18 protein-coding genes are annotated in these 19,842 nt (G+C 71.0%); 11 read left to right on the top strand and 7 right to left on the bottom strand.

All coding sequences use genetic code 11. The features are described 5' to 3' along the window. Positions 1 to 10 precede the first annotated feature (10 nt). The 9 genes from uvrC (at position 11) to ACKUU6_RS09460 (ending at position 9,444) form a co-directional block, all read left to right on the top strand. Positions 11 to 2,011, top strand: a complete 2,001-nt coding sequence (gene uvrC / locus ACKUU6_RS09500; protein ID WP_407988047.1) for an excinuclease ABC subunit UvrC — start codon at positions 11 to 13, stop codon at positions 2,009 to 2,011. A 56-nt stretch (positions 2,012 to 2,067) separates the two neighbouring features. Next, a complete protein-coding gene (gene rapZ / locus ACKUU6_RS09495) occupies positions 2,068 to 2,952 on the top strand; it encodes an RNase adapter RapZ (RefSeq protein WP_407988046.1) in 885 nt (294 codons plus the stop codon). Between the two features lie 191 nt (positions 2,953 to 3,143). Next, entirely contained in the window at positions 3,144 to 4,121 is a 978-nt protein-coding gene (locus ACKUU6_RS09490; protein WP_407992077.1) for a gluconeogenesis factor YvcK family protein, read from the top strand. Then, the gene (whiA, locus tag ACKUU6_RS09485) at positions 4,112 to 5,092 is read left to right on the top strand and encodes a DNA-binding protein WhiA (protein WP_057240357.1); all 981 of its coding nucleotides are present in this window, start codon (positions 4,112 to 4,114) and stop codon (positions 5,090 to 5,092) included. Before ACKUU6_RS09490 ends, whiA begins: the two co-directional genes overlap by 10 nt. Before the next feature lie 287 nt (positions 5,093 to 5,379). Continuing rightward, entirely contained in the window at positions 5,380 to 6,384 is a 1,005-nt protein-coding gene (gene gap / locus ACKUU6_RS09480; protein WP_057240355.1) for a type I glyceraldehyde-3-phosphate dehydrogenase, read from the top strand. A gap of 138 nt (positions 6,385 to 6,522) precedes the next feature. After that, positions 6,523 to 7,728 (top strand): phosphoglycerate kinase, encoded by a 1,206-nt coding sequence (locus ACKUU6_RS09475; protein WP_407988045.1) that lies wholly within the window; start codon positions 6,523 to 6,525, stop codon positions 7,726 to 7,728. Between the two features lie 4 nt (positions 7,729 to 7,732). Continuing rightward, a complete protein-coding gene (gene tpiA, locus ACKUU6_RS09470) occupies positions 7,733 to 8,518 on the top strand; it encodes a triose-phosphate isomerase (RefSeq protein ID WP_407988044.1) in 786 nt (261 codons plus the stop codon). 87 nt (positions 8,519 to 8,605) lie between these two features. Then, complete coding sequence (secG, locus tag ACKUU6_RS09465) at positions 8,606 to 8,842, top strand: preprotein translocase subunit SecG (RefSeq protein WP_184913349.1); 237 nt, start codon at positions 8,606 to 8,608, stop codon at positions 8,840 to 8,842. A gap of 266 nt (positions 8,843 to 9,108) precedes the next feature. Then, positions 9,109 to 9,444: an RNA polymerase-binding protein RbpA gene (locus ACKUU6_RS09460; protein WP_082598926.1), complete on the top strand. Its 336-nt coding sequence runs from the start codon at positions 9,109 to 9,111 to the stop codon at positions 9,442 to 9,444. Positions 9,445 to 9,511: 67 nt separating this feature from the next. Here the strand turns inward: ACKUU6_RS09460 and pgl are convergent, their stop codons facing one another. From pgl to tkt, 5 genes are all read right to left on the bottom strand, one after another. Continuing rightward, the gene (gene pgl / locus ACKUU6_RS09455; protein WP_407988043.1) at positions 9,512 to 10,288 is read right to left on the bottom strand and encodes a 6-phosphogluconolactonase; all 777 of its coding nucleotides are present in this window, start codon (positions 10,286 to 10,288) and stop codon (positions 9,512 to 9,514) included. Then, on the bottom strand, positions 10,285 to 11,394 hold the full coding sequence (gene opcA / locus ACKUU6_RS09450; protein ID WP_407988042.1) for a glucose-6-phosphate dehydrogenase assembly protein OpcA: 1,110 nt from the start codon (positions 11,392 to 11,394) through the stop codon (positions 10,285 to 10,287). The genes pgl and opcA overlap by 4 nt, the downstream gene beginning before the upstream one ends. Beyond that, positions 11,391 to 12,905: a glucose-6-phosphate dehydrogenase gene (gene zwf / locus ACKUU6_RS09445; RefSeq protein ID WP_407992076.1), complete on the bottom strand. Its 1,515-nt coding sequence runs from the start codon at positions 12,903 to 12,905 to the stop codon at positions 11,391 to 11,393. Before zwf ends, opcA begins: the two co-directional genes overlap by 4 nt. Before the next feature lie 92 nt (positions 12,906 to 12,997). Then, positions 12,998 to 14,113, bottom strand: a complete 1,116-nt coding sequence (gene tal / locus ACKUU6_RS09440; protein ID WP_407988041.1) for a transaldolase — start codon at positions 14,111 to 14,113, stop codon at positions 12,998 to 13,000. A 77-nt stretch (positions 14,114 to 14,190) separates the two neighbouring features. After that, the gene (gene tkt, locus ACKUU6_RS09435; RefSeq protein ID WP_407988039.1) at positions 14,191 to 16,287 is read right to left on the bottom strand and encodes a transketolase; all 2,097 of its coding nucleotides are present in this window, start codon (positions 16,285 to 16,287) and stop codon (positions 14,191 to 14,193) included. Positions 16,288 to 16,734: 447 nt separating this feature from the next. On the opposite strand from tkt, the gene ACKUU6_RS09430 reads away from it, so the two are divergent. Next, the gene (locus tag ACKUU6_RS09430) at positions 16,735 to 17,676 is read left to right on the top strand and encodes a heme o synthase (RefSeq protein WP_407988038.1); all 942 of its coding nucleotides are present in this window, start codon (positions 16,735 to 16,737) and stop codon (positions 17,674 to 17,676) included. A gap of 45 nt (positions 17,677 to 17,721) precedes the next feature. Here ACKUU6_RS09430 and ACKUU6_RS09425 read toward each other — a convergent pair whose 3' ends face one another. Beyond that, positions 17,722 to 18,363 (bottom strand): DUF2461 domain-containing protein, encoded by a 642-nt coding sequence (locus ACKUU6_RS09425; RefSeq protein ID WP_407988037.1) that lies wholly within the window; start codon positions 18,361 to 18,363, stop codon positions 17,722 to 17,724. A gap of 74 nt (positions 18,364 to 18,437) precedes the next feature. Here ACKUU6_RS09425 and ACKUU6_RS09420 point away from each other — a divergent pair, with 74 nt between their 5' ends. Continuing rightward, entirely contained in the window at positions 18,438 to 18,773 is a 336-nt protein-coding gene (locus tag ACKUU6_RS09420) for a hypothetical protein (RefSeq protein ID WP_407988036.1), read from the top strand. 58 nt (positions 18,774 to 18,831) lie between these two features. On the opposite strand, the gene ACKUU6_RS09415 is transcribed toward ACKUU6_RS09420, so the two are convergent. After that, the gene (locus tag ACKUU6_RS09415; protein ID WP_407988035.1) at positions 18,832 to 19,824 is read right to left on the bottom strand and encodes a COX15/CtaA family protein; all 993 of its coding nucleotides are present in this window, start codon (positions 19,822 to 19,824) and stop codon (positions 18,832 to 18,834) included. Positions 19,825 to 19,842 lie beyond the last annotated feature (18 nt).

Raw genomic sequence — 19,842 nt, 5'->3', positions numbered from 1 at the left:
CGGTAGGGGCATGGCAGACCCATCCACCTACCGGCCCGCACCCGGGGCCATCCCGACCTCGCCCGGTGTGTACAAGTTCCGTGACGCGCACGGGCGGGTCATCTACGTGGGTAAGGCCAAGAGCCTGCGGCCCCGGCTCTCCTCGTACTTCCAGGACGTGGCCAACCTGCACCCGCGGACGGCGAGCATGGTGACCACGGCCGCCGCCGTGGAGTGGACGGTGGTGGCCACCGAGGTCGAGGCGCTACAGCTGGAGTACTCCTGGATCAAGGAGTTCGACCCGCGGTTCAACGTCAAGTACCGGGACGACAAGAGCTATCCCGAGCTTGCGGTCACCCTCAACGAGGAGTACCCCAGGGTCCAGGTGATGCGCGGGGCGCACAAGAAGGGCGTGCGCTACTTCGGTCCGTACGGGCACGCCTGGGCGATCCGCGAGACGGTCGACCTGATGCTCCGGGTGTTCCCGGTCCGGACGTGCTCCAACGGGGTGTTCAAGCGGGCCAGGCAGATCGGCCGGCCCTGCCTGCTCGGGTACATCGGCAAGTGCGCCGCGCCCTGCGTGGGCAAGATCTCGCAGGCCGAGCACGTTGAACTGGCCGAGGAGTTCTGCGACTTCATGGCCGGGCGGACGGGCAACCACCTGCGCAGGATCGAGCAGGAGATGCAGCAGGCCGCCGCCGGCATGGAGTACGAGAAGGCCGCCCGGCTGCGCGACGACCTCGGGGCGCTCCGGCGCGCTATGGAGAAGAACGCGGTGGTGCTCGCCGACGGCACCGACGCCGACCTGTTCGCCCTCGCCGAGGACGAGTTGGAGGCGGCCGTGCAGATCTTCCACGTACGCGGCGGCCGGGTGCGCGGCCAGCGCGGCTGGGTCACCGACAAGGTCGAGGACGTGGACACCGCCGGGCTGGTCGAGCACGCGCTCCAGCAGCTGTACGGCGGCGGTTCCGAGAGCGTCCCGCGCGAGGTGCTGGTGCCCGCGCTGCCCGAGCCGCTGGTCCCGGTGCAGGAGTGGCTGACCGGGCTGCGCGGCGCCCAGGTGGACCTCCGGGTACCGCAGCGCGGCGACAAGAAGGACCTGATGACCACGGTCCAGCGGAACGCCCAGCAGTCCCTGGTGCTGCACAAGACCAAGCGCGCCTCCGACCTGACCACCCGCAGCCGGGCGCTCCAGGAGATCGCCGACGCGCTGGAGCTGGACTCGGTGCCGCTGCGGATCGAGTGCTTCGACATCTCGCACCTCCAGGGCGAGGACGTGGTCGCCTCGATGGTGGTGTTCGAGGACGGGCTGGCACGGAAGAGCGAGTACCGCCGCTTCCAGATCAAGGGGTTCGAGGGGCAGGACGACGTCCGGTCCATGCACGAGGTGATCACCCGCCGGTTCCGCCGCTACCTCCAGGAGCGCGAGCAGACCGGCGAGTGGGCGGTGCCCGAGGAGGAGGGCCCCCGGGAGACTGTGCCCGACTCGCTCGTCTCCGACGAGACCGGCCGCCCGAAGCGGTTCGCCTACCCGCCGCAGCTGCTGGTGGTGGACGGCGGCCAGCCGCAGGTCGCCGCCGCCCGCCGCGCGCTGGACGAGCTCGGCATCGACGACGTCGCACTCTGCGGTCTTGCCAAGCGACTTGAGGAGGTCTGGCTGCCCGGCGCGAGCGACCCGGTGGTGCTGCCGCGCTCCAGCGAGGGCCTCTACCTGCTCCAGCGGGTGCGCGACGAGGCGCACCGCTTCGCCATCACGTACCAGCGCTCCAAGCGCGCCAAACGGCTCACGGCGGGGGAGCTGGACTCGGTCCCCGGCCTCGGCGAGACTCGCCGCCAGGCGTTGCTCAAGCACTTCGGTTCGCTGAAGAAGCTGCGGGCGGCCACGGTGGCGGAGATCTGCGAGGTGCCGGGGATCGGCCTGCGCACGGCGGAGACTGTTGTCGCGGCGTTGGCTGCCCGTACACCGGTCGCTCCCGCGGTGAACACCGCGACCGGCGAGATCATTGAGGACAGTAGTGAGGAGACGCCGTGACGGTCGACGCAGCCCGTCCCGCGCTCCGGCGGAATCACCGAGAACGGGGATCTGAAGTGACAGTGGCCGACGTGGGAGAGAGTGCCCCGGAACTGGTGATCATCTCCGGCATGTCCGGAGCCGGCCGCAGCACCGCGGCCAAGTGCCTGGAGGACCTGGGCTGGTTCGTGGTGGACAACCTGCCGCCCGCCCTGATCCCGACCATGGTCGACCTCGGCGCCCGCTCGCAGGGCGCGGTGCCCCGGATCGGCGTCGTGGTCGACGTCCGGGGCCGGAAGTTCTTCGACGACCTGCTGACCTCGCTGGACGAGCTGGAGAAGCGCGGGGTCCGGCTCCGGGTGGTCTTCCTGGAGTCCTCGGACGACGCCCTGGTGCGCCGCTTCGAGTCGGTCCGCCGCCCGCACCCGCTGCAGGCCGACGGCCGGATCGTGGACGGCATCGAGCGCGAGCGCGACCTGCTCCGCGAGCTGCGCGGCGAGGCCGACCTGGTGATCGACACCTCCGACCTGAACGTCCATCAGCTCCGGGCCAAGCTGGACGCCGCGTTCGCCGACCACGACGAGCCCGAGCTGCGCGCCACCGTGATGTCCTTCGGCTTCAAGTACGGCCTGCCGGTCGACGCCGACCTGGTGGTGGACTGCCGGTTCCTGCCGAACCCGCACTGGGTCCCCGAGCTGCGCGCCCGCACCGGCACCGACCCCGACGTGGCCGGTTACGTCTTCGAGCAGCCGGGGGCGAACGAGTTCCTGGACGGCTACACCGAGCTGCTCAGGATCGTCACGGAGGGCTACCGCAGGGAGGGCAAGCGGTACATGACACTTGCCGTAGGCTGCACCGGTGGCAAGCACCGCAGCGTGGCCATGTCCGAGCGGCTGACGAAGCGTCTGATCGCGGACGGTGTCGAGACGGTGCTGGTCCACCGCGACATGGGCAGGGAGTGACGCCGGGGGAGTGACGGCGGCGCCTCGGCGGTCGCTCTACAGAGACGAGGAGCGCCGCCGGCACAGGGCGGCGCCGATGAGCAGAACGTGGGGTCGGTGTGACGGCATACTCGCCATCGCGGCAGCACAAGACCGCCGACCGGGCCCAGAACGCCAGCGGCCGGACCAGAGGCGCACCGCGCCCCAAACCCATCAGTGTGGCCGCGCTCGGCGGCGGCCAGGGGCTGTCCGCCTCGCTCTCCGCGCTGCGCCGGCTGACCACCGAGCTGACCGCCGTGGTCACCGTCGCCGACGACGGCGGCTCCAGCGGCCGGCTCCGCAGCGAGTTGGGCGTCCTGCCGCCCGGTGACCTGCGCAAGGCGCTGGCCGCCCTGTGCGGGGACGACGACTGGGGCCGGACGTGGTCCGAGGTGCTCCAGCTGCGCTTCACCGGGGACGGCGAGCTCGGCGGCCACGCGGTCGGCAACCTGCTGATCGTGGCGCTCTGGGAGAAGCTCGGCGACCCGGTGGAGGCGCTCAACTGGGTCGGCCGGCTGCTCAACGTGCACGGCCGGGTGCTGCCGATGTCGGCCGTCCCGCTGGACATCGAGGCCGTGGTCCGGGGCCACGACCCGCTGCTGCCGGGCGACCTGAGCTCCGTACGAGGCCAGGCCAACGTGGCCGTCACACCCGGCACGGTGCAGTCCATCCGGCTGCTGCCCGAGCAGCCGCCGGCCGTCCCGGAGGCCGTCGAGGCCGTCCTGGAGGCGGACTGGGTGGTGCTCGGCCCGGGCTCCTGGTTCACCAGCGTGCTGCCTCACCTGCTGGTCCCCGAGCTGGCCGACGCCCTGGTGCGGACCAGGGCCCGGCGGCTGCTCACCCTCAACCTGGCCCCCCAGCCGGGCGAGACCGAGGGCTTCACCCCGCAGCGCCACCTGGAGGTGGTCGCCGACCACGCTCCGGAGCTGGCGGTGGATGCGATCCTGGTGGACGAGCGCGCCGTGACCGGCGGCGCCTTCGGCCAGGCGGACCTGGCCGGCCTGGAGAAGGCCGCCGAACGGATGGGCGCCGCACTGGTGCTCGACCGGGTCGCCGCCGCGGACGGGACGCCGCGACACGACCGGGAGCTTCTGGCGGCTGCGTACGACCGGATTTTCCGGACACATGGAAGGATCGGCCCATGGCGATGACGGCAGCGGTGAAGGACGAGATCAGCCGGCTCCCCGTCACCCGGGCCTGCTGCCGCAAGGCAGAGGTCTCGGCGATCCTCCGATTCGCGGGCGGGCTGCACATTGTGAGCGGCCGGATCGTGATCGAGGCGGAGCTGGACACCGGCATTGCGGCCAGGCGGCTGCGCAAGGACCTGCTGGAGATCTTCGGACACTCCTCGGACCTGGTGGTGATGGCCCCCGGCGGGCTGCGGCGCGGCAGCCGGTACGTGGTGCGGGTGGTGAAGGACGGCGAGCTGCTGGCCCGGCAGACCGGGCTGGTGGACGGGCGCGGGCGGCCGATCAGGGGCCTGCCCCCGGCCGTGGTCTCGGGCGCGACCTGTGACGCGGAGGCCGCCTGGCGCGGGGCCTTCCTGGCGCACGGCTCGCTCACCGAGCCGGGGCGGTCCTCCTCCCTGGAGATCACCTGTCCGGGCTCGGAGGCGGCGCTGGCCCTGGTCGGCGCGGCGCGCAGGCTTGGCATCCCGGCCAAGGCCCGCGAGGTCCGCGGGGTGGACCGGGTGGTGATCAGGGACGGTGACGCGATCGGCGCGCTGCTCACCCGGCTCGGCGCGCACGAGTCGGTGCTGGCCTGGGAGGAGCGCCGGATGCGGCGCGAGGTGCGGGCCACCGCCAACCGGCTGGCCAACTTCGACGACGCGAACCTGCGCCGCTCGGCCCGCGCGGCGGTCGCGGCCGGGGCCCGGGTGCAGCGGGCGCTGGAGATCCTCGGCGAGGAGGTGCCGGAGCACCTGGCGGCGGCCGGCCAGCTCCGGATGCAGCACAAGCAGGCCTCGCTGGAGGAGCTGGGCGCGCTGGCCGACCCGCCGCTCACCAAGGACGCGGTGGCCGGCCGGATCAGGCGCCTGCTGGCGATGGCCGACAAGCGCGCCTCCGAGCTCGGTCTGCCGAGCACCGAGGCCAACCTGACCGACGAGATGGCGATGAGCTGACGCCGTCTCAGCAAGTGAACGGCCGGTGTCCGCATCGCGGGCACCGGCCGTTCCGCGTTCGAACCGCCCGACCTACCCTCCGGTAGCCCGTCCGTCCTGCGGTACCAACTCCCCTGCGGCGCAGGGACGGAGCCCCGGTCGCAGATGTTCGAGGCGCCGGGCCGGGCCGGTGACGGTGAGGCGATGTGCCCAGGCCACCTCCGGAGAGGTAGGGTCATGGGTGGTCGGGGACATCCCATTTCCACCCCGTCGGCACAGTCCGGCGCACCTAACGAGGAGATCGGTTCGTGACGATCCGGGTAGGCATCAACGGATTCGGCCGCATTGGCCGCAACTTCTTCCGTGCGGTTAAGTCCCAGGGCGCGGACATCGAGATCGTCGGTGTCAACGACCTCACCGACACCAAGACCCTTGCGCACCTGCTCAAGTACGACTCCATCCTGGGCACCCTCCAGGGCGAGGTCAGCCACACCGCCGACAGCATCACCGTCGACGGCCACACCTTCAAGGTGATCGCCGAGCGCGACCCCGCCAACCTGCCCTGGGGCGAGCTGGGCGTGGACATCGTGATCGAGTCCACCGGCATCTTCACCAAGGCCGACGCTGCGAAGAAGCACGTCACCGCCGGTGCCAAGAAGGTCATCATCTCGGCCCCCGCGACCGACGAAGACGTCACCATCGTGATGGGCGTCAACGACGAGAAGTACGACGCGGCGAACCACACCGTCATCTCCAACGCCTCCTGCACCACCAACTGCGTGGCGCCGATGGCCAAGGTTCTCCAGGAGAACTTCGGCATCGTCAAGGGCCTGATGACCACGGTGCACGCGTTCACCAACGACCAGGTCACCCTGGACTTCCCGCACAAGGACCTGCGTCGCGCCCGCGCCGCGTCCATCAACATCATCCCGACCTCGACCGGTGCCGCCAAGGCCACCGCGCTGGTCCTGCCGGAGCTCAAGGGCAAGCTGGACGGCACCTCGCTGCGCGTCCCGGTCCCGACCGGTTCGATCACCGACCTGGTCGTCACCCTCGAGCGCGAGGTCACCGTCGAGGAGGTCAACGCCGCCTTCCAGAAGGCGTCCGAGGGCTCCCTCAAGGGCATCCTGCAGTACACCGAGGACCCGATCGTCTCCTCCGACATCGTGAACTCGCCGTTCTCCACGATCTTCGACTCGCTGATGACCATGGTTCAGGGCAACCAGGTCAAGATCTTCGGCTGGTACGACAACGAGTGGGGCTACTCCAACCGCCTGGTGAACCTGACCACCCTCGTCGGTGGCCAGCTCTGAACCCAGCGGAAGCTGACGTGATGTGAGGGAGGGCCCGGACGACCACCGTTCGGGCCCTCGCTCTGCGTTCCCTCTCGCTTCACCGGTGGCCCGCCGCCGTGCCTCCGCCACACTTTCTCCCCAGGAGATTCGAAGACCGTGAAGACCATCGAAGACCTCCAGGTCAACGGCCAGCGGGTGTTCGTCCGCGCCGACCTGAACGTGCCGCTCTCGGACGGCCGGATCACCGACGACGGCCGGATCCGCGCCGTCGCCCCGACCATCGCCAAGCTGGCTGCGGCCGGCGCCAAGGTGATCGTCGCCTCGCACCTGGGTCGCCCCAAGGGCGAGCCCGACCCGCAGTACTCGCTCGCCCCCGTCGCGGCCCGCCTCGGCGAGATCCTCGGCCGGTCCGTGTCCTTCGCGACCGACACCGTGGGCGAGAGTGCGAAGGCCACCGTCGCCGCCCTGGCGAACGGCGAGGTCACGCTGCTGGAGAACCTGCGCTTCAACACCGGCGAGACGGCCAAGGACGACGCCGAGCGCGGCGCCTTCGCCGACCAGCTGGCCGGGCTGGCCGACCTCTACGTCGGCGACGGCTTCGGCGCGGTGCACCGCAAGCACGCCTCGGTCTACGACCTCCCGGCCCGGCTGCCGCACGCGGTCGGCGACCTGATCGCCACCGAGGTCGGCGTGCTCAAGCGCCTGACCGAGGAGGTGGAGCGCCCGTACGTGGTGGTGCTCGGCGGCTCCAAGGTCTCCGACAAGGTCGGCGTGATCGACAACCTGCTCGGCAAGGCCGACCGCATCCTGATCGGCGGCGGCATGGCGTACACCTTCCTCGCGGCCCTGGGCCACGAGGTCGGCATCTCGCTGCTGCAGAAGGACCAGATCCCGGTCGTCCTGGAGTACCTGGAGCGGGGCAAGGCCAACGGCGTCGAGTTCGTCATCCCGGTGGACGTCGCGATCTCCGCGAGCTTCCCGGACACCAAGACGCACAAGCCGGTCGAGGACTTCGAGGTCGTCGACGCGGACAAGATCCCCGCGGACAAGGAGGGCCTGGACATCGGCCCGAAGACCCGCGAGCTGTTTGCCGAGAAGCTGGCCGACGCGAAGACCGTGTTCTGGAACGGTCCGGTCGGCGTCTTCGAGCACCCGACCTTCGCCGAGGGCACCAAGGCCGTCGCGCAGGCGCTGCTGGAGAGCGACGCGTTCACCGTGGTCGGTGGCGGCGACTCCGCCGCGGCCGTCCGCATCCTGGGCTTCGACGAGACGAAGTTCGGGCACATCTCGACCGGCGGTGGCGCGAGCCTCGAGTACCTGGAGGGCAAGACCCTTCCCGGTCTCGCCGCCCTGGAAGGCTGAGCACATGACCGAGCGTCTCCCGCTGATGGCGGGCAACTGGAAGATGAACCTCAACCACCTCGAGGCCATCCAGCACACCCAGAAGCTGGCGTTCGCGCTGGCCGACAAGGACTACGAGGCCGTCGAGGTCGCCGTCCTGGTCCCCTTCACCGACCTGCGCTCCGTGCAGACCCTGGTGGACGGCGACAAGCTGAAGATCAAGTACGGCGCTCAGGACCTCTCGGCGCAGGACTCCGGTGCCTACACCGGCGAGATCTCGGGCCCCATGCTCGCCAAGCTGAAGTGCACCTTCGTGGCGATCGGCCACTCGGAGCGCCGCCAGTACCACGGCGAGAACGAGGAGATCGTCAACGCCAAGGTGAAGGCCGCCTACCGCAACGGGATCACCCCGATCCTGTGCGTCGGCGAGCCGCTGGAGGTCCGCAAGGCGGGCACCCACGTCGAGCACACCCTGGCCCAGCTCGACGGCGCGCTGGACGGCGTCCCGGCCGAGCAGGCCGAGAGCATCGTCGTCGCGTACGAGCCGGTCTGGGCGATCGGCACCGGCGAGGTGGCCACCCCGGAGGACGCGCAGGAGGTCTGCGCCGCGATCCGGGTCCGCCTCGGCGAGCTGTACTCGGCCGAGCTGGCCGACAAGGTCCGTGTCCTGTACGGCGGGTCGGTCAAGTCCTCGAGCGCGGCCGGCCTGATGGCCAAGCCCGACGTGGACGGTGCGCTGATCGGTGGTGCCTCGCTGGACGCCGACGAGTTCGTCAAGATCGTGCGCTACCGTGAGCAGGCAGTAGGCTAACGCCACCCTGGCAACGTACGCTTTGGGGCCGGGACCGCGTCGAGCGGCCCGGCCCCTTCGCCGAAGATACGAGAGATTGGTCCCGCTGTGGTTCTCGGGTTCACGATTGCCCTGATCGTCTTCAGCCTGCTGATGATCCTCCTGGTGCTGCTGCACAAGGGGAAGGGCGGCGGTCTCTCCGACATGTTCGGTGGCGGCGCGATGTCCACCGGTGGCGGCTCGGCCGTGGCCGAGCGCAACCTCGACCGCATCACGATCATCGTCGCGCTCGGCTGGTTCGCGTGCATCGTGGTGCTCGGTCTGGTGCTCAAGTACAAGAGCTGAGCCGCCGGTCCACGGGTCGAGCTTCCGCACACGTCTGACGCTCCGTCGTTCCGCCGCTTATGCTCGGAACGGTGAAGCGTCGTAGGCGGTGCGGACAGATCCTTAACCTCTGCTTACACTAGGACGACTTCGCCACCGTCCGCCGGCTCGGCCGGGCGGCAGTGGATATCGGCTGCCGTCCTGCCGTCGTACACCGGGCACGGGTGAACGGCCCTCTCCGGGCAGCGGCCGAGATCGCATCGCACCAGCACGCAGGGAGTCAGACCGTGGCAAGTGGCAACGCCATCCGTGGCAGCAGAGTCGGCGCCGGGCCGATGGGTGAGGCGGAGCGCGGCGAGTCCGCCCCCCGAAACCGGATCTCCTTCTGGTGTGCCAACAAGCACGAGACCAAGCCGAGTTTCGCCGCCGAAGCGGTCATCCCCGACACCTGGGACTGCCCCCGCTGCGGCTTCCCGGCCGGCCAGGACGAGCACAACCCCCCGGCCCCGTCCCGCAACGAGCCCTACAAGACCCACCTCGCGTACGTCCGCGAGCGGCGCACCGACGCCGACGGCGAGGCGATCCTGGCGGAGGCCCTGGCCAAGCTGCGCGGCGAGATCTGACGAACGGTCAGCACGCCAGGAAGGGCCCGGCTCCGCACTGCGGAACCGGGCCCTTCGTGACGCTGCCTCAGGGGGAGGCGGGCGGGTAGAGCTGCGGCGGGATCTTGGCCGCCGCAGTGCGGTCGAGCAGCCAGAGCGTACGGGCGGTGCCGTACGCGCCGGAGGCGGGGGCCTGGATCTCGCCGGGACCGGTGAGGGCGAGGGCCACCGCGTCGGCCTTGTCCGCGCCCGCCGCCAGCAGCCAGACCTCGCGGGCCGCCCGGATGGCCGGGAGGGTGAGCGAGACCCGGGTGGGCGGGGGCTTGGGTGCGCCCCGGACGCCGACCACGGTCAACTCGGTCTCCCGGACACCGGGGTGGCCGGGGAAGAGCGAGGCGACGTGGGTGTCCGGGCCGACGCCGAGCAGCAGCACGTCGAAGGCGGGCATCCTGCCGCGCTCGGCGGCCTTGGCCAGCTCCCTGGCGTAGCGGGCCGCGGCGGCTTCCACGTCCGAGCCGTCCACCCCGTCGGAGGCGGGCATCTCGTGCACCCGGGCCGGGTCGAGCCGGACCGCGTCGAGCAGTTCGGCCCTGGCCTGGACCGCGTTGCGCTCCGGGTCGTCGGCGGGGACGAAGCGCTCGTCGCCCCACCAGAGGTCCAGCCGCGCCCAGTCCACCGCGTCGCGCGCCGGGGAGGCGGCGATCGCGGCGAGCAGGGCGTTGCCGTTCCGACCACCCGTCAGCACCACCGAGGCGGTGCCGCGGGCGGCCTGGGCGTCCACGATCCGGGTGATCAGCCGGGCCGCCGCGGCCTGCGCCATCAGCTCCTTGTCCCGGTGGACGACGAGCTGCGGGACGGCCGTCACGAGCCGGCCTTCTTGGTGGCGCGCTTGGCCGGAGCCTTCTTCGCCACCGCCTTCTTGGCCACAGCCTTCTTCGCCGGAGCGGGCTGCTGCGCCGTGGCGGCCGGCACCTTCGCCGTCACCCGGGCCGGTGCGGAAACGGCCGCCTCCAGCACCGGAGCGCTCGAAGCCGCCTCGGCGGACGGCTGCTTGAGCCGGTCCACCGGGGTCCGTACGGCGGCCGCGTAGATGTCGTCCGGGTCGAGCCTGCGCAGCTCCTCGGCGATCAGCTCCGCGGTCTCCCGGCGCTTGAGGGCGACCTGACGGTCCGGCGCACCGGGCATCGACAGGGTGCCCATCAGCCCGTCCGGGCGGTCCAGGACGATGTCGCCGCTCTTGGTCCGCAGGGTGACCGAGGTGATGCCGGGGCCGCCGGTGACGACCCGTTCGACCGGGATGTGCAGACGGTTCGTCAGCCAGAGGCCGAGCAGCTCGACGCTCGGGTTGTACGACTCGCCCTCGACCACGGCCGAGGTGATCTCGACCGGGCGCTGGTCCAGGGCGGCGGCCAGCATCGAGCGCCAGCCGGTGATCCTGGTCCAGGCGAGGTCGGTGTCGCCGGGGGTGTAGCTTGCCGCCCGCTGGGCGAGCTGGCCGACCGGGGACTCGGCGGTGACCGCGTCGGTGATCCGGCGCTGGGCGATCGCGCCGAGCGGGTCCTGCGCCGGGTGCTGCGGGGCGTTCTCCGGCCACCAGACCACCACGGGGGCGTCGGGCAGCAGCAGCGGCAGCACCACCGACTGGGCGTGGGCGACGAGTTCACCGTGCATCCGGAGGATGACGGTCTCGCCCGAGCCCGCGTCGGAGCCGGCCAGGATCTCGGCGTCGAGCCGGGTCTCGGCCCGGGCCCGGGGCGAGCGCCCGGCCCGCTTGATCACGGCCAGGGTGCGCGAGGGGTGCTCGCGGGAGGCGTCGTTGGCGGCCTTGAGGGCGTCGTACGCGCTGCCCTCGTCGGTCACGATCACCAGGGTGAGCACCATGCCGGCGGCGGTCGAACCGCCGGCCCGGCGGGCGTCCATCAACGCCGCGTTGATCTTGCTGGACGTGGTGTCGGTCAGGTCGATCTTCATGGGCGCCGCCAGCTCCTGCCGTCTCGTGCCAGCATCTCGTCCGCCTCGGTCGGTCCCCAGGTGCCGGAGGGGTACTGGGCGGGCTTGCCGTGGGTGTCCCAGTACTGCTCGATCGGGTCGAGGATGTCCCAGGACAGCTCGACCTCCTGGTGCCGGGGGAACAGGTTGGCGTCGCCGAGCAGCACGTCGAGGATGAGCCGCTCGTACGCCTCGGGGCTGGACTCGGTGAAGGACTCGCCGTAGGCGAAGTCCATCGTGACGTCCCGGACCTCGAAGGAGGTGCCAGGCACCTTGGAGCCGAACCGCACCGTGACGCCCTCGTCCGGCTGCACCCGGATCACCAGGGCGTTCTGCCCCAGCTCCTCGGTGGCGTAGGAGTCGAACGGCAGGTACGGGGCGCGCTGGAAGACCACCGCGATCTCGGTGACCCGGCGGCCGAGCCGCTTGCCGGTGCGCAGGTAGAACGGGACGCCCGCCCAGCGGCGGTTGTTGATCTCCAGCTTGATGGCCGCGTAGGTGTCGGTCTTCGAGTTGGGGTCGATGCCGTCCTCGTCGAGGTAGCCGACCACCTCCTCGCCGCCCTGCCAGCCGGCCGCGTACTGGCCGCGCACGGTGTGCTTGCCCAGGTCGTCGGGGAGCTGGACGGCGCTGAGCACCTTGAGCTTCTCGGCCACCAGTGCCTTGGGGTGGAACGACGCGGGCTCCTCGATGGCGGTCAGCGCCATCAGCTGGAGCAGGTGGTTCTGGATCACGTCGCGGGCGGACCCGATGCCGTCGTAGTACCCGGCCCGGCCGCCGATCCCGATGTCCTCGGCCATGGTGATCTGCACGTGGTCCACGTAGGACCGGTTCCAGATCGGCTCGAACATGGTGTTGGCGAAGCGGAGCGCCAGGATGTTCTGGACGGTCTCCTTGCCGAGGTAGTGGTCGATCCGGAAGACCTCGTCACGGGGGAAGACCTCGTGCACGATCCGGTTCAACTCCTGGGCGCTCTCCAGGTTGTGACCGAACGGCTTCTCGATCACCGCGCGCCGCCACGAGCCCTTCGGCGGGTCGGCCAGGCCGTGCTTCTTGAGCTGCTGCACGACGTTGGGGAAGAACTTCGGCGGCACCGAGAGGTAGAAGGCGAAGTTGCCGCCGGTCCCCTGGGCCTGGTCGAGTTCCTCGATGGTCTTGCGCAGGGTGTCGAAGGCCTCGTCGTCGTCGAAGGTGCCCTGGACGAAGCGCATGCCCTTGGCCAGCTGCTGCCAGACCTCCTCCCGGAAGGGGGTGCGGGCGTGCTGCTTGACCGCGTCGTGGACCTCCTTGGCGAAGTCCTCGTCCTCCCACTCGCGGCGGGCGAAGCCGATCAGCGAGAAGCCCGGCGGCAGCAGGCCCCGGTTCGCCAGGTCGTAGATGGCGGGCATCAGCTTCTTGCGGGACAGGTCGCCGGTGACCCCGAAGATGACCAGGCCCGACGGCCCCGCGATGCGCGGGAGCCGTCGGTCTGCGGGGTCACGTAGCGGATTCACGGGGGCGAGCGGGGGGTCTCCCTGCTCGACCTCGGGATATTCGTTGCTCACTCGTTGGGCTCCGCTTCCGTGGACGTGCTTGTGAGCAGGTGTCAGTTCTCGTCGCCGAAGGAGGCCAGCGAGGCGGTGACGGTGTCGAGCAGCTCGATCCAGGACTGCTCGAACTTCTCCACGCCCTCGTCCTCCAGCACCTGGACCACGTCGTCGTAGTCCACGCCGGCCGCCGCGATGGCGTCCATCACGGCCTGCGCGTCGGCGTAGTTGGGGGTGATGGTGTCGCCGGTGACCACGCCGTGGTCGCCGGTGGCGTCCAGGGTGGCCTCGGGCATCGTGTTCACGGTGCCGGGGGCGACCAGCTCGGTGACGTACAGGGTGTCCGGGAGGTTCGGGTCCTTGACGCCGGTGGAGGCCCACAGCGGACGCTGCGGCTTGGCGCCGGCGGCCTCCAGCGCCTTCCAGCGCTCGCCGCCGAACACCTCCTCGTACGCCTGGTACGCCAGCCGGGCGTTGGCCAGCGCGGCCTTGGAGCGGAGCTCCTTGGCGTCGCCGCCGATCTTGTCGAGGCGCTTGTCGATCTCGGTGTCCACGCGGGACACGAAGAACGAGGCGACCGACTCGATCTGGGACAGGTCCAGGCCGGCCGCCTTGGCCGTCTCGAGACCGGTCAGGTAGGCGTCCATCACCGCGCGGTAGCGCTCCAGCGAGAAGATCAGCGTGACGTTGACGCTGATCCCCTTGCCGAGCACCTCGGCGATGGCGGGCAGGCCGGCCTTGGTGGCGGGGATCTTGATGAACACGTTCGGGCGGTCCACCAGCCACCACAGCTGCTTGGCCTCGGCGACCGTGGGCGCCGTCCCGTGCGCCAGGCGCGGGTCGACCTCGATCGACACCCGGCCGTCGCGGCCGTTGCTGGCGTCGTAGACCGGGCGCAGCACGTCGGCCGCGTCCCGCACGTCCGAGGTGGTGATCATGCGGATCGCCTCGTCGGTGGTGACCTTGCGGACCGCCAGGTCACGCAGCTGGCCGTCGTACGCGGCGCTGCCGCCGCCGATGGCCTTCTGGAAGATGGTCGGGTTGGTGGTGACACCGACCACGTGCTTGCTCTGCACCAGCTCGGCCAGGTTCCCGGAGTTCAGCCGGTCGCGGCTCAGGTCGTCCAGCCAGATCGCCACGCCCTCGTCGCTGAGGCGCTTCAGTGCGTCAGTCATGGTGCTACATCCTCTTTTTGTCTGTTGGGCAGTCAGGCGGGGTCGGGCGCCCGTGGCACCCGACCCCCGGGGCGCGACTAGCGCGAGATGGCCTCGACGGTGCGCAGCGAGGCGCGGGCGGCGTTGGCAACCGCGTCGGCGGTCAGACCGAACTCGCGGAAGAGCACCTTGTAGTCGGCGGACGCACCGAAGTGCTCCAGGCTGACGATCCGACCGGCGTCGCCGACCAGCTCCCGCCAGCCCTGCGCGATACCGGCCTCCACCGAGACCCGGGCCCGGACGTTCGGGGGCAGCACGCTGTCCCGGTACGCCTGGTCCTGCTCGTTGAACCATTCGATCGACGGCATCGATACCACGCGGGTCGGGATGCCGTCGGCCTCCAGCTCCTCGCGGGCGGCGACCGCGAGCTGCACCTCGGAGCCGGTGCCGATCAGGATCACCTTCGGCGCCGAGTCGGACGCCTCGGCCAGCACGTAGCCGCCCTTGGCGGTGCCCTCGGCGGAGCCGAAGACCTCGCGGTCCCAGGTGGGCACGTTCTGCCGGGTCAGGGCCAGGCCGACCGGACCGGGGTGGCTGGTCTGCCGCTCCAGGATGGTGTGCCAGGCGACCGCGGTCTCGTTGGCGTCGGCCGGGCGGACCATGGCCAGGCCCGGGATGGCGCGCAGCGAGGCCAGGTGCTCGACCGGCTGGTGGGTCGGGCCGTCCTCGCCGAGACCGATCGAGTCGTGCGTCCACACGTAGGTGACCGGGATCTTCATCAGCGCGGCCAGCCGGACCGCCGGGCGCATGTAGTCGGCGAAGACCAGGAAGGTGCCGCCGAACACGCGGGTCTTCCCGTGCAGCGCGATGCCGTTCATGGTCGAGCCCATGGCGTGCTCGCGGATGCCGAAGTGGATGGTCCGCCCGTACGGGTTGGCCGACTTCAGCGGGTTGCCCTCGGGCAGGAAGGAGCTGCCCTCGTCGATCGTGGTGAGGTTGGACTCCGCCAGGTCGGCCGAGCCGCCCCACAGCTCCGGAATCACCGCGCCGAGCGCCTTGAGCGTGTCGCCGGACGCCTTGCGGGTGGCGACCTCCTTGCCGGCCGGGAAGACCGGGACGGCCTTCTCCCAGCCGTCGGGCAGCTCACCGGCGCTGATCCGGTCGAACTCGGCCGCCCGCTCCGGGTTGGCCTCGCGCCAGGCGTGGAAGCCCTTCTCCCACTCGTGCCGGGCGGCCTTGCCGCGCTGCACGACCTCGCGGGCGTGGTTGATCACCGAGTCGGTGACCTCGAAGGTCTTCTGCGGGTCGAAGCCCAGCACCTTCTTGGTGGCCGCGATCTCGGCGTCGCCGAGGGCCGAGCCGTGCGCCTTGGCGGTGTTCTGCGCGTCCGGGGCGGGCCAGGCGATGATCGTCCGCATCGCGATGATGGACGGGCGCGTGGTCTCGGCCTTGGCGGCGTTCAGCGCGTTGGACAGCGCCAGCACGTCGATGTCGCCGTCCGACTTCGGCGTCACGCGCTGGACGTGCCAGCCGTACGCCTCGTACCGGGCCAGCACGTCCTCGGAGAAGGCGGTGTCGGTGTCGCCCTCGATCGAGATGTGGTTGTCGTCGTACAGCGCGACCAGGTTGCCCAGCTTCTGGTGGCCCGCCAGCGAGGACGCCTCGGCCGAGATGCCCTCCTCCAGGTCGCCGTCGCTGACGATGGCCCAGATGGTGTGGTCGAACGGGGAGGTACCGGGGGCCGCCTCCGGGTCGAACAGGCCGCGCTCGTAGCGGGCGGCCATCGCCATGCCCACCGCGTTGGCGATGCCCTGGCCCAGCGGGCCCGTGGTGGTCTCGACCCCGGCGGTGTGGCCGTGCTCCGGGTGCCCCGGGGTGCGGCTGCCCGCGACCCGGAACCTCTTCAGGTCGTCCAGCGACAGCCCGTAACCCGACAGGTAGAGCTGGGTGTACAGGGTCAGAGAGGTGTGCCCGGGGGAGAGCACGAAGCGGTCCCGGCCGACCCAGGCCGGGTCGGTGGGGTCGTGGCGCAGGAAGCGCTGGAAGATCAGGTACGCCGCGGGGGCCAGCGACATGGCCGTCCCCGGGTGTCCGTTGCCGACCTTCTGGACCGCGTCCATGGCCAGGACCCGGGCGGTGTCGACCGTCCGCTGATCCAGCTCGGTCCACTCGAATACGTTCGGCGTGGTGCTCACCCTGTCTCAGGGCTCCTTCCATATATGAAGAGTGACCCCGTGAGGGACCGGGTCAGCCACGTCGCTGTGGTCCTGACGTCTCGTTGGTACCGGTCACGGAGGGTTGATCCCGCTTCTCTGTGCGAGCCTACCGCCCGGGCGGCCCTTCACCCTGCGTGGCGGGACATCCCGGACTTTCCGTCTCGGATTCCCGAGGACCGTGTCATCTGCGCCCCGTCCTACCCTCACCCGGAACGGCCCGGGCTGCGCGTCCACGGACCAAGACGGGGGACGGGGCGGTTTGCGGTGATTCACCCGGCGGTGTGCGGTTCCGCCTCGCCGGAGGACCCCGGGGCCGGTCGCGGTATATGGAGCGTCTAAGGTGGCGTGGTACGCGCAGCGCGGACGGATCGGGCACCTTCCGGCCCCGAGGACGCCTGTGAAGATTCATCGTGAGTTGGGGTGTCCGTGACCGCCGTTGAATCCCGCCCTGCCGGGGTGGTGGGGACGACTCCCGCGCGCCGGCCGATCGGGGCCCGTGTCGGGGCGTTCGTCGCGCTGACCAAGCCTCGGATCATCGAGCTGCTGCTGATCACCACCGTCCCGGTGATGTTCCTGGCGCAGCGCGGTGTCCCCGACCTGCTGCTGGTGCTCTGGGTGGTGATCGGCGGTTACCTCTCGGCAGGTGGCGCCAACGCCCTCAACATGTACATCGACCGCGACATCGACGCGGTGATGTCCAGGACCGAACGCCGCCCGCTGGTGACCGGCATGGTCTCGCCGCCCGAGGCGCTGGTCTTCGGCATCGCGCTGGCGGTGCTCTCGACGGTCTGGCTCTGGCTGCTGGTCAACCCGCTGGCCGCCGGGCTCGCGCTGGCCGCACTGCTCTTCTACGTCTTCGTCTACACGCTCGGCCTGAAGCGGCGGACGGCGCAGAACATCGTCTGGGGCGGCATCGCCGGCTGCATGCCGGTCTTCGTCGGCTGGGCCGCGGTGACCGACTCGGTCTCCTGGTCCGCCCTGGTGCTCTTCCTGGTGATCTTCTTCTGGACGCCGCCGCACTATTGGCCGCTCTCCATGAAGGTGCGCGACGACTACGCCAGGGCCGGCGTCCCGATGCTGCCGGTGATCAAGGGCAACCTGGCGGTGGCCCGGCAGATCGTGGCGTACTCCTGGGTGATGGTGCTGGTCTCGCTGGCGCTCTGGCCGCTGGCCCACACCAGCTGGCTGTACCCGGTCTCGGCGGTGCTGCTCGGCGCCTTCTGGCTCAAGGAGGCGCACGGCCTGCACGCCCGCGCCAAGGCCGGGCTGGTCGGGGCCAAGCTCAAGGAGATGCGGCTGTTCCACTGGTCGATCACCTACCTGACCCTGCTCTTCGTGGTCATCGCGGTGGATCCGTTCATCCCCTGACGGACCACCAGGAGAGAAGAAGGGGGCCCTGCGGGGCCCCCTTTCTCATCGTCCGGGCAGTTCGCTCGGGCCCACGTGCCCGTTCAGCCAGGCCATCAGGGGCTGGGAGGCCCGCAGGAAGCCCATGATCGGCTCCAGCGCCGCCGGAGTGCCGAGCCAGGCCGCGGGCTCCCACTCCTGCCAGGCCACCAGGCCCTTGTTGCGCAGCAGTCCGATCCGCGGGTGGTCCTTGGCGAAGCCGCGCGGGGCGGTCTTCAACGCGTCCCGGCCGCGCACCTCCGGCCCGGCCGCCTCGACCGCGGCGATCACCCGCTCCAGCTCGGCGCCGCTGATGTCCTCGGCCACCGCGGCGCGGTAGCGGGCCAGCTGGTCGGTGGCCAGCTGGTACATGCCGTTGCCGCAGGCCAGTCCGTCGGCGGAGAGCTGGATGTAGCCGCCGCCCTCCAGGTAGCCGCCGACGTGCGTCTTGTACGGCGCCTTGTCGGCGCTGAACCGGACGTCCCGGTTCGGCCGGAAGATCTTGCCGGGCCCGAACTCCGGCTCCAGCGCCTCCAGCAGGGCCGCCATCGGGGCCCGGACGTCCTGCTCGTACCGGTCCCGGTGGGCTTGCCAGAAGAGCCGGGAGTTGTCGGTCTCCAGCTGCTCGTAGAACTCAAGGGCCTCGGCGGGCCAGCCTTCGAAGGTCACGCTTCCAGCCTATGTGGGCCGCCCCACACGGCGCTGCCGTCGCCAGTGCGACTACTCATCGGTAGCATGCGGACATGAGCAGCGCAGAGACCACCACCACCGCGCCGGACGCCCGCGCCGAGCGCCGCGCCAAGCGCATCGCCAAGCACATCGAGCGTTTCGCCAAGCAGCACGGCGGCACCGCCGAGGGCGTCGTCGAGTACGTCGGTGGCACGGCCACCCGGATCGTCCTGGTCGGCGCCGACGGTTCCTGGGGCGACCAGGTGGCCCCGACCCACGCCGTCGGCCGCCGCGCGGCCGAGCTGGCCGGGCTCACGCTGCACGACGACTTCGAGGGCGAGCTGGCGCTCCGGGTGCGCACCGGCCCGTACGAGTGGAAGCGGATGGCCGGCCTCCAGCTCGGCGGCTGATCCGTACCGCACGAAGGCCCTGACCCCTTGGCGGGGGTCAGGGCCTTCTGTCGTGCCGTCAGGCGCTCTGCAGCTCCTGGGCCGGGACCACCGGCGCCGCCGGCTCGGACCGGCTGCGCAGCGACAGCGGGATGCGCAGGGCGGCGATCCAGACCAGCGCGGCGCCCAGCATGTGCAGGCCGACCAGGATCTCGGGCGCGTCGGTGAAGTACTGGACGAAGCCGATCAGGCCCTGCGCGAGCAGCACGACCAGTAGCTCCTTGGCGCGGGCCCGGGCGGCCGCCGGGGCCTTGACCGCCGCGAGCACGAAGACCGCCGCGATCGCCAGGCCGAAGGAGAGGAAGGCCAGGTCGGTGTGGAGCTGGGCGAGCCGGTCGTAGTCGACCGGGATCCGGTGCACCGGCCTGCCGTCCGCGCTGGATGCGCCCGGATGGTGGCCCGCGCCGGTGACCAGCGTCCCGGCCACCACCAGCAGGCCGATCACCAGCACCAGCACGTTGGCGAGCCGGAGGACCGGACGGCCCACCAGCGGCTGGGGTGCGCCGTCACCCTCCTTGGTCCGCTCCCAGGTCAGCAGCGCGACCCAGACCAGGGCCATCGCGGCGATCAGGTGCGCGCCGACGATGTACGGGTTGAGGCCGGTCAGGACGGTGATGCCGCCGAGCACGGCGTTGCTCATCACCAGCCAGAACTGCGCCCAGCCCAGCCGGGTGACGCTGCGTCGCCAGGGGTAGGGGGTCCCCCCGGCCGAAGGCTGGGGGAGGCAGCGGGCCGCCAGGGTGACCCAGGCGACCGCGGCGCAGAGCACGTAGGTGAGCATCCGGTTGGTGAACTCGATGACACCGTGCAGGCCCATCTCGGCCGTCGGCGTCAGGCTGTCGGCGGTGCAGCGGGGCCAGGTCGAGCAGCCGAGGCCGGAGGCCGTCAGCCGGACGGCGCCGCCGGTGACCACGATGACCACGCTCATCACCAGGGCGGCGAGCGCGGCCCGCCGGACGGTCGCGGCGGTCGGCTGCCAGCGCGCGGCGAGCAGGGAGGAGGGGGTATGCACGGGAATCACTGTAATTCG

The organism is Kitasatospora sp. CMC57, assembly GCF_045866025.2.
Taxonomy (GTDB): domain Bacteria; phylum Actinomycetota; class Actinomycetes; order Streptomycetales; family Streptomycetaceae; genus Kitasatospora.
Note: the sequence above shows the minus strand (reverse complement) of the source record. Positions and strands in the feature narration are given on the sequence as shown.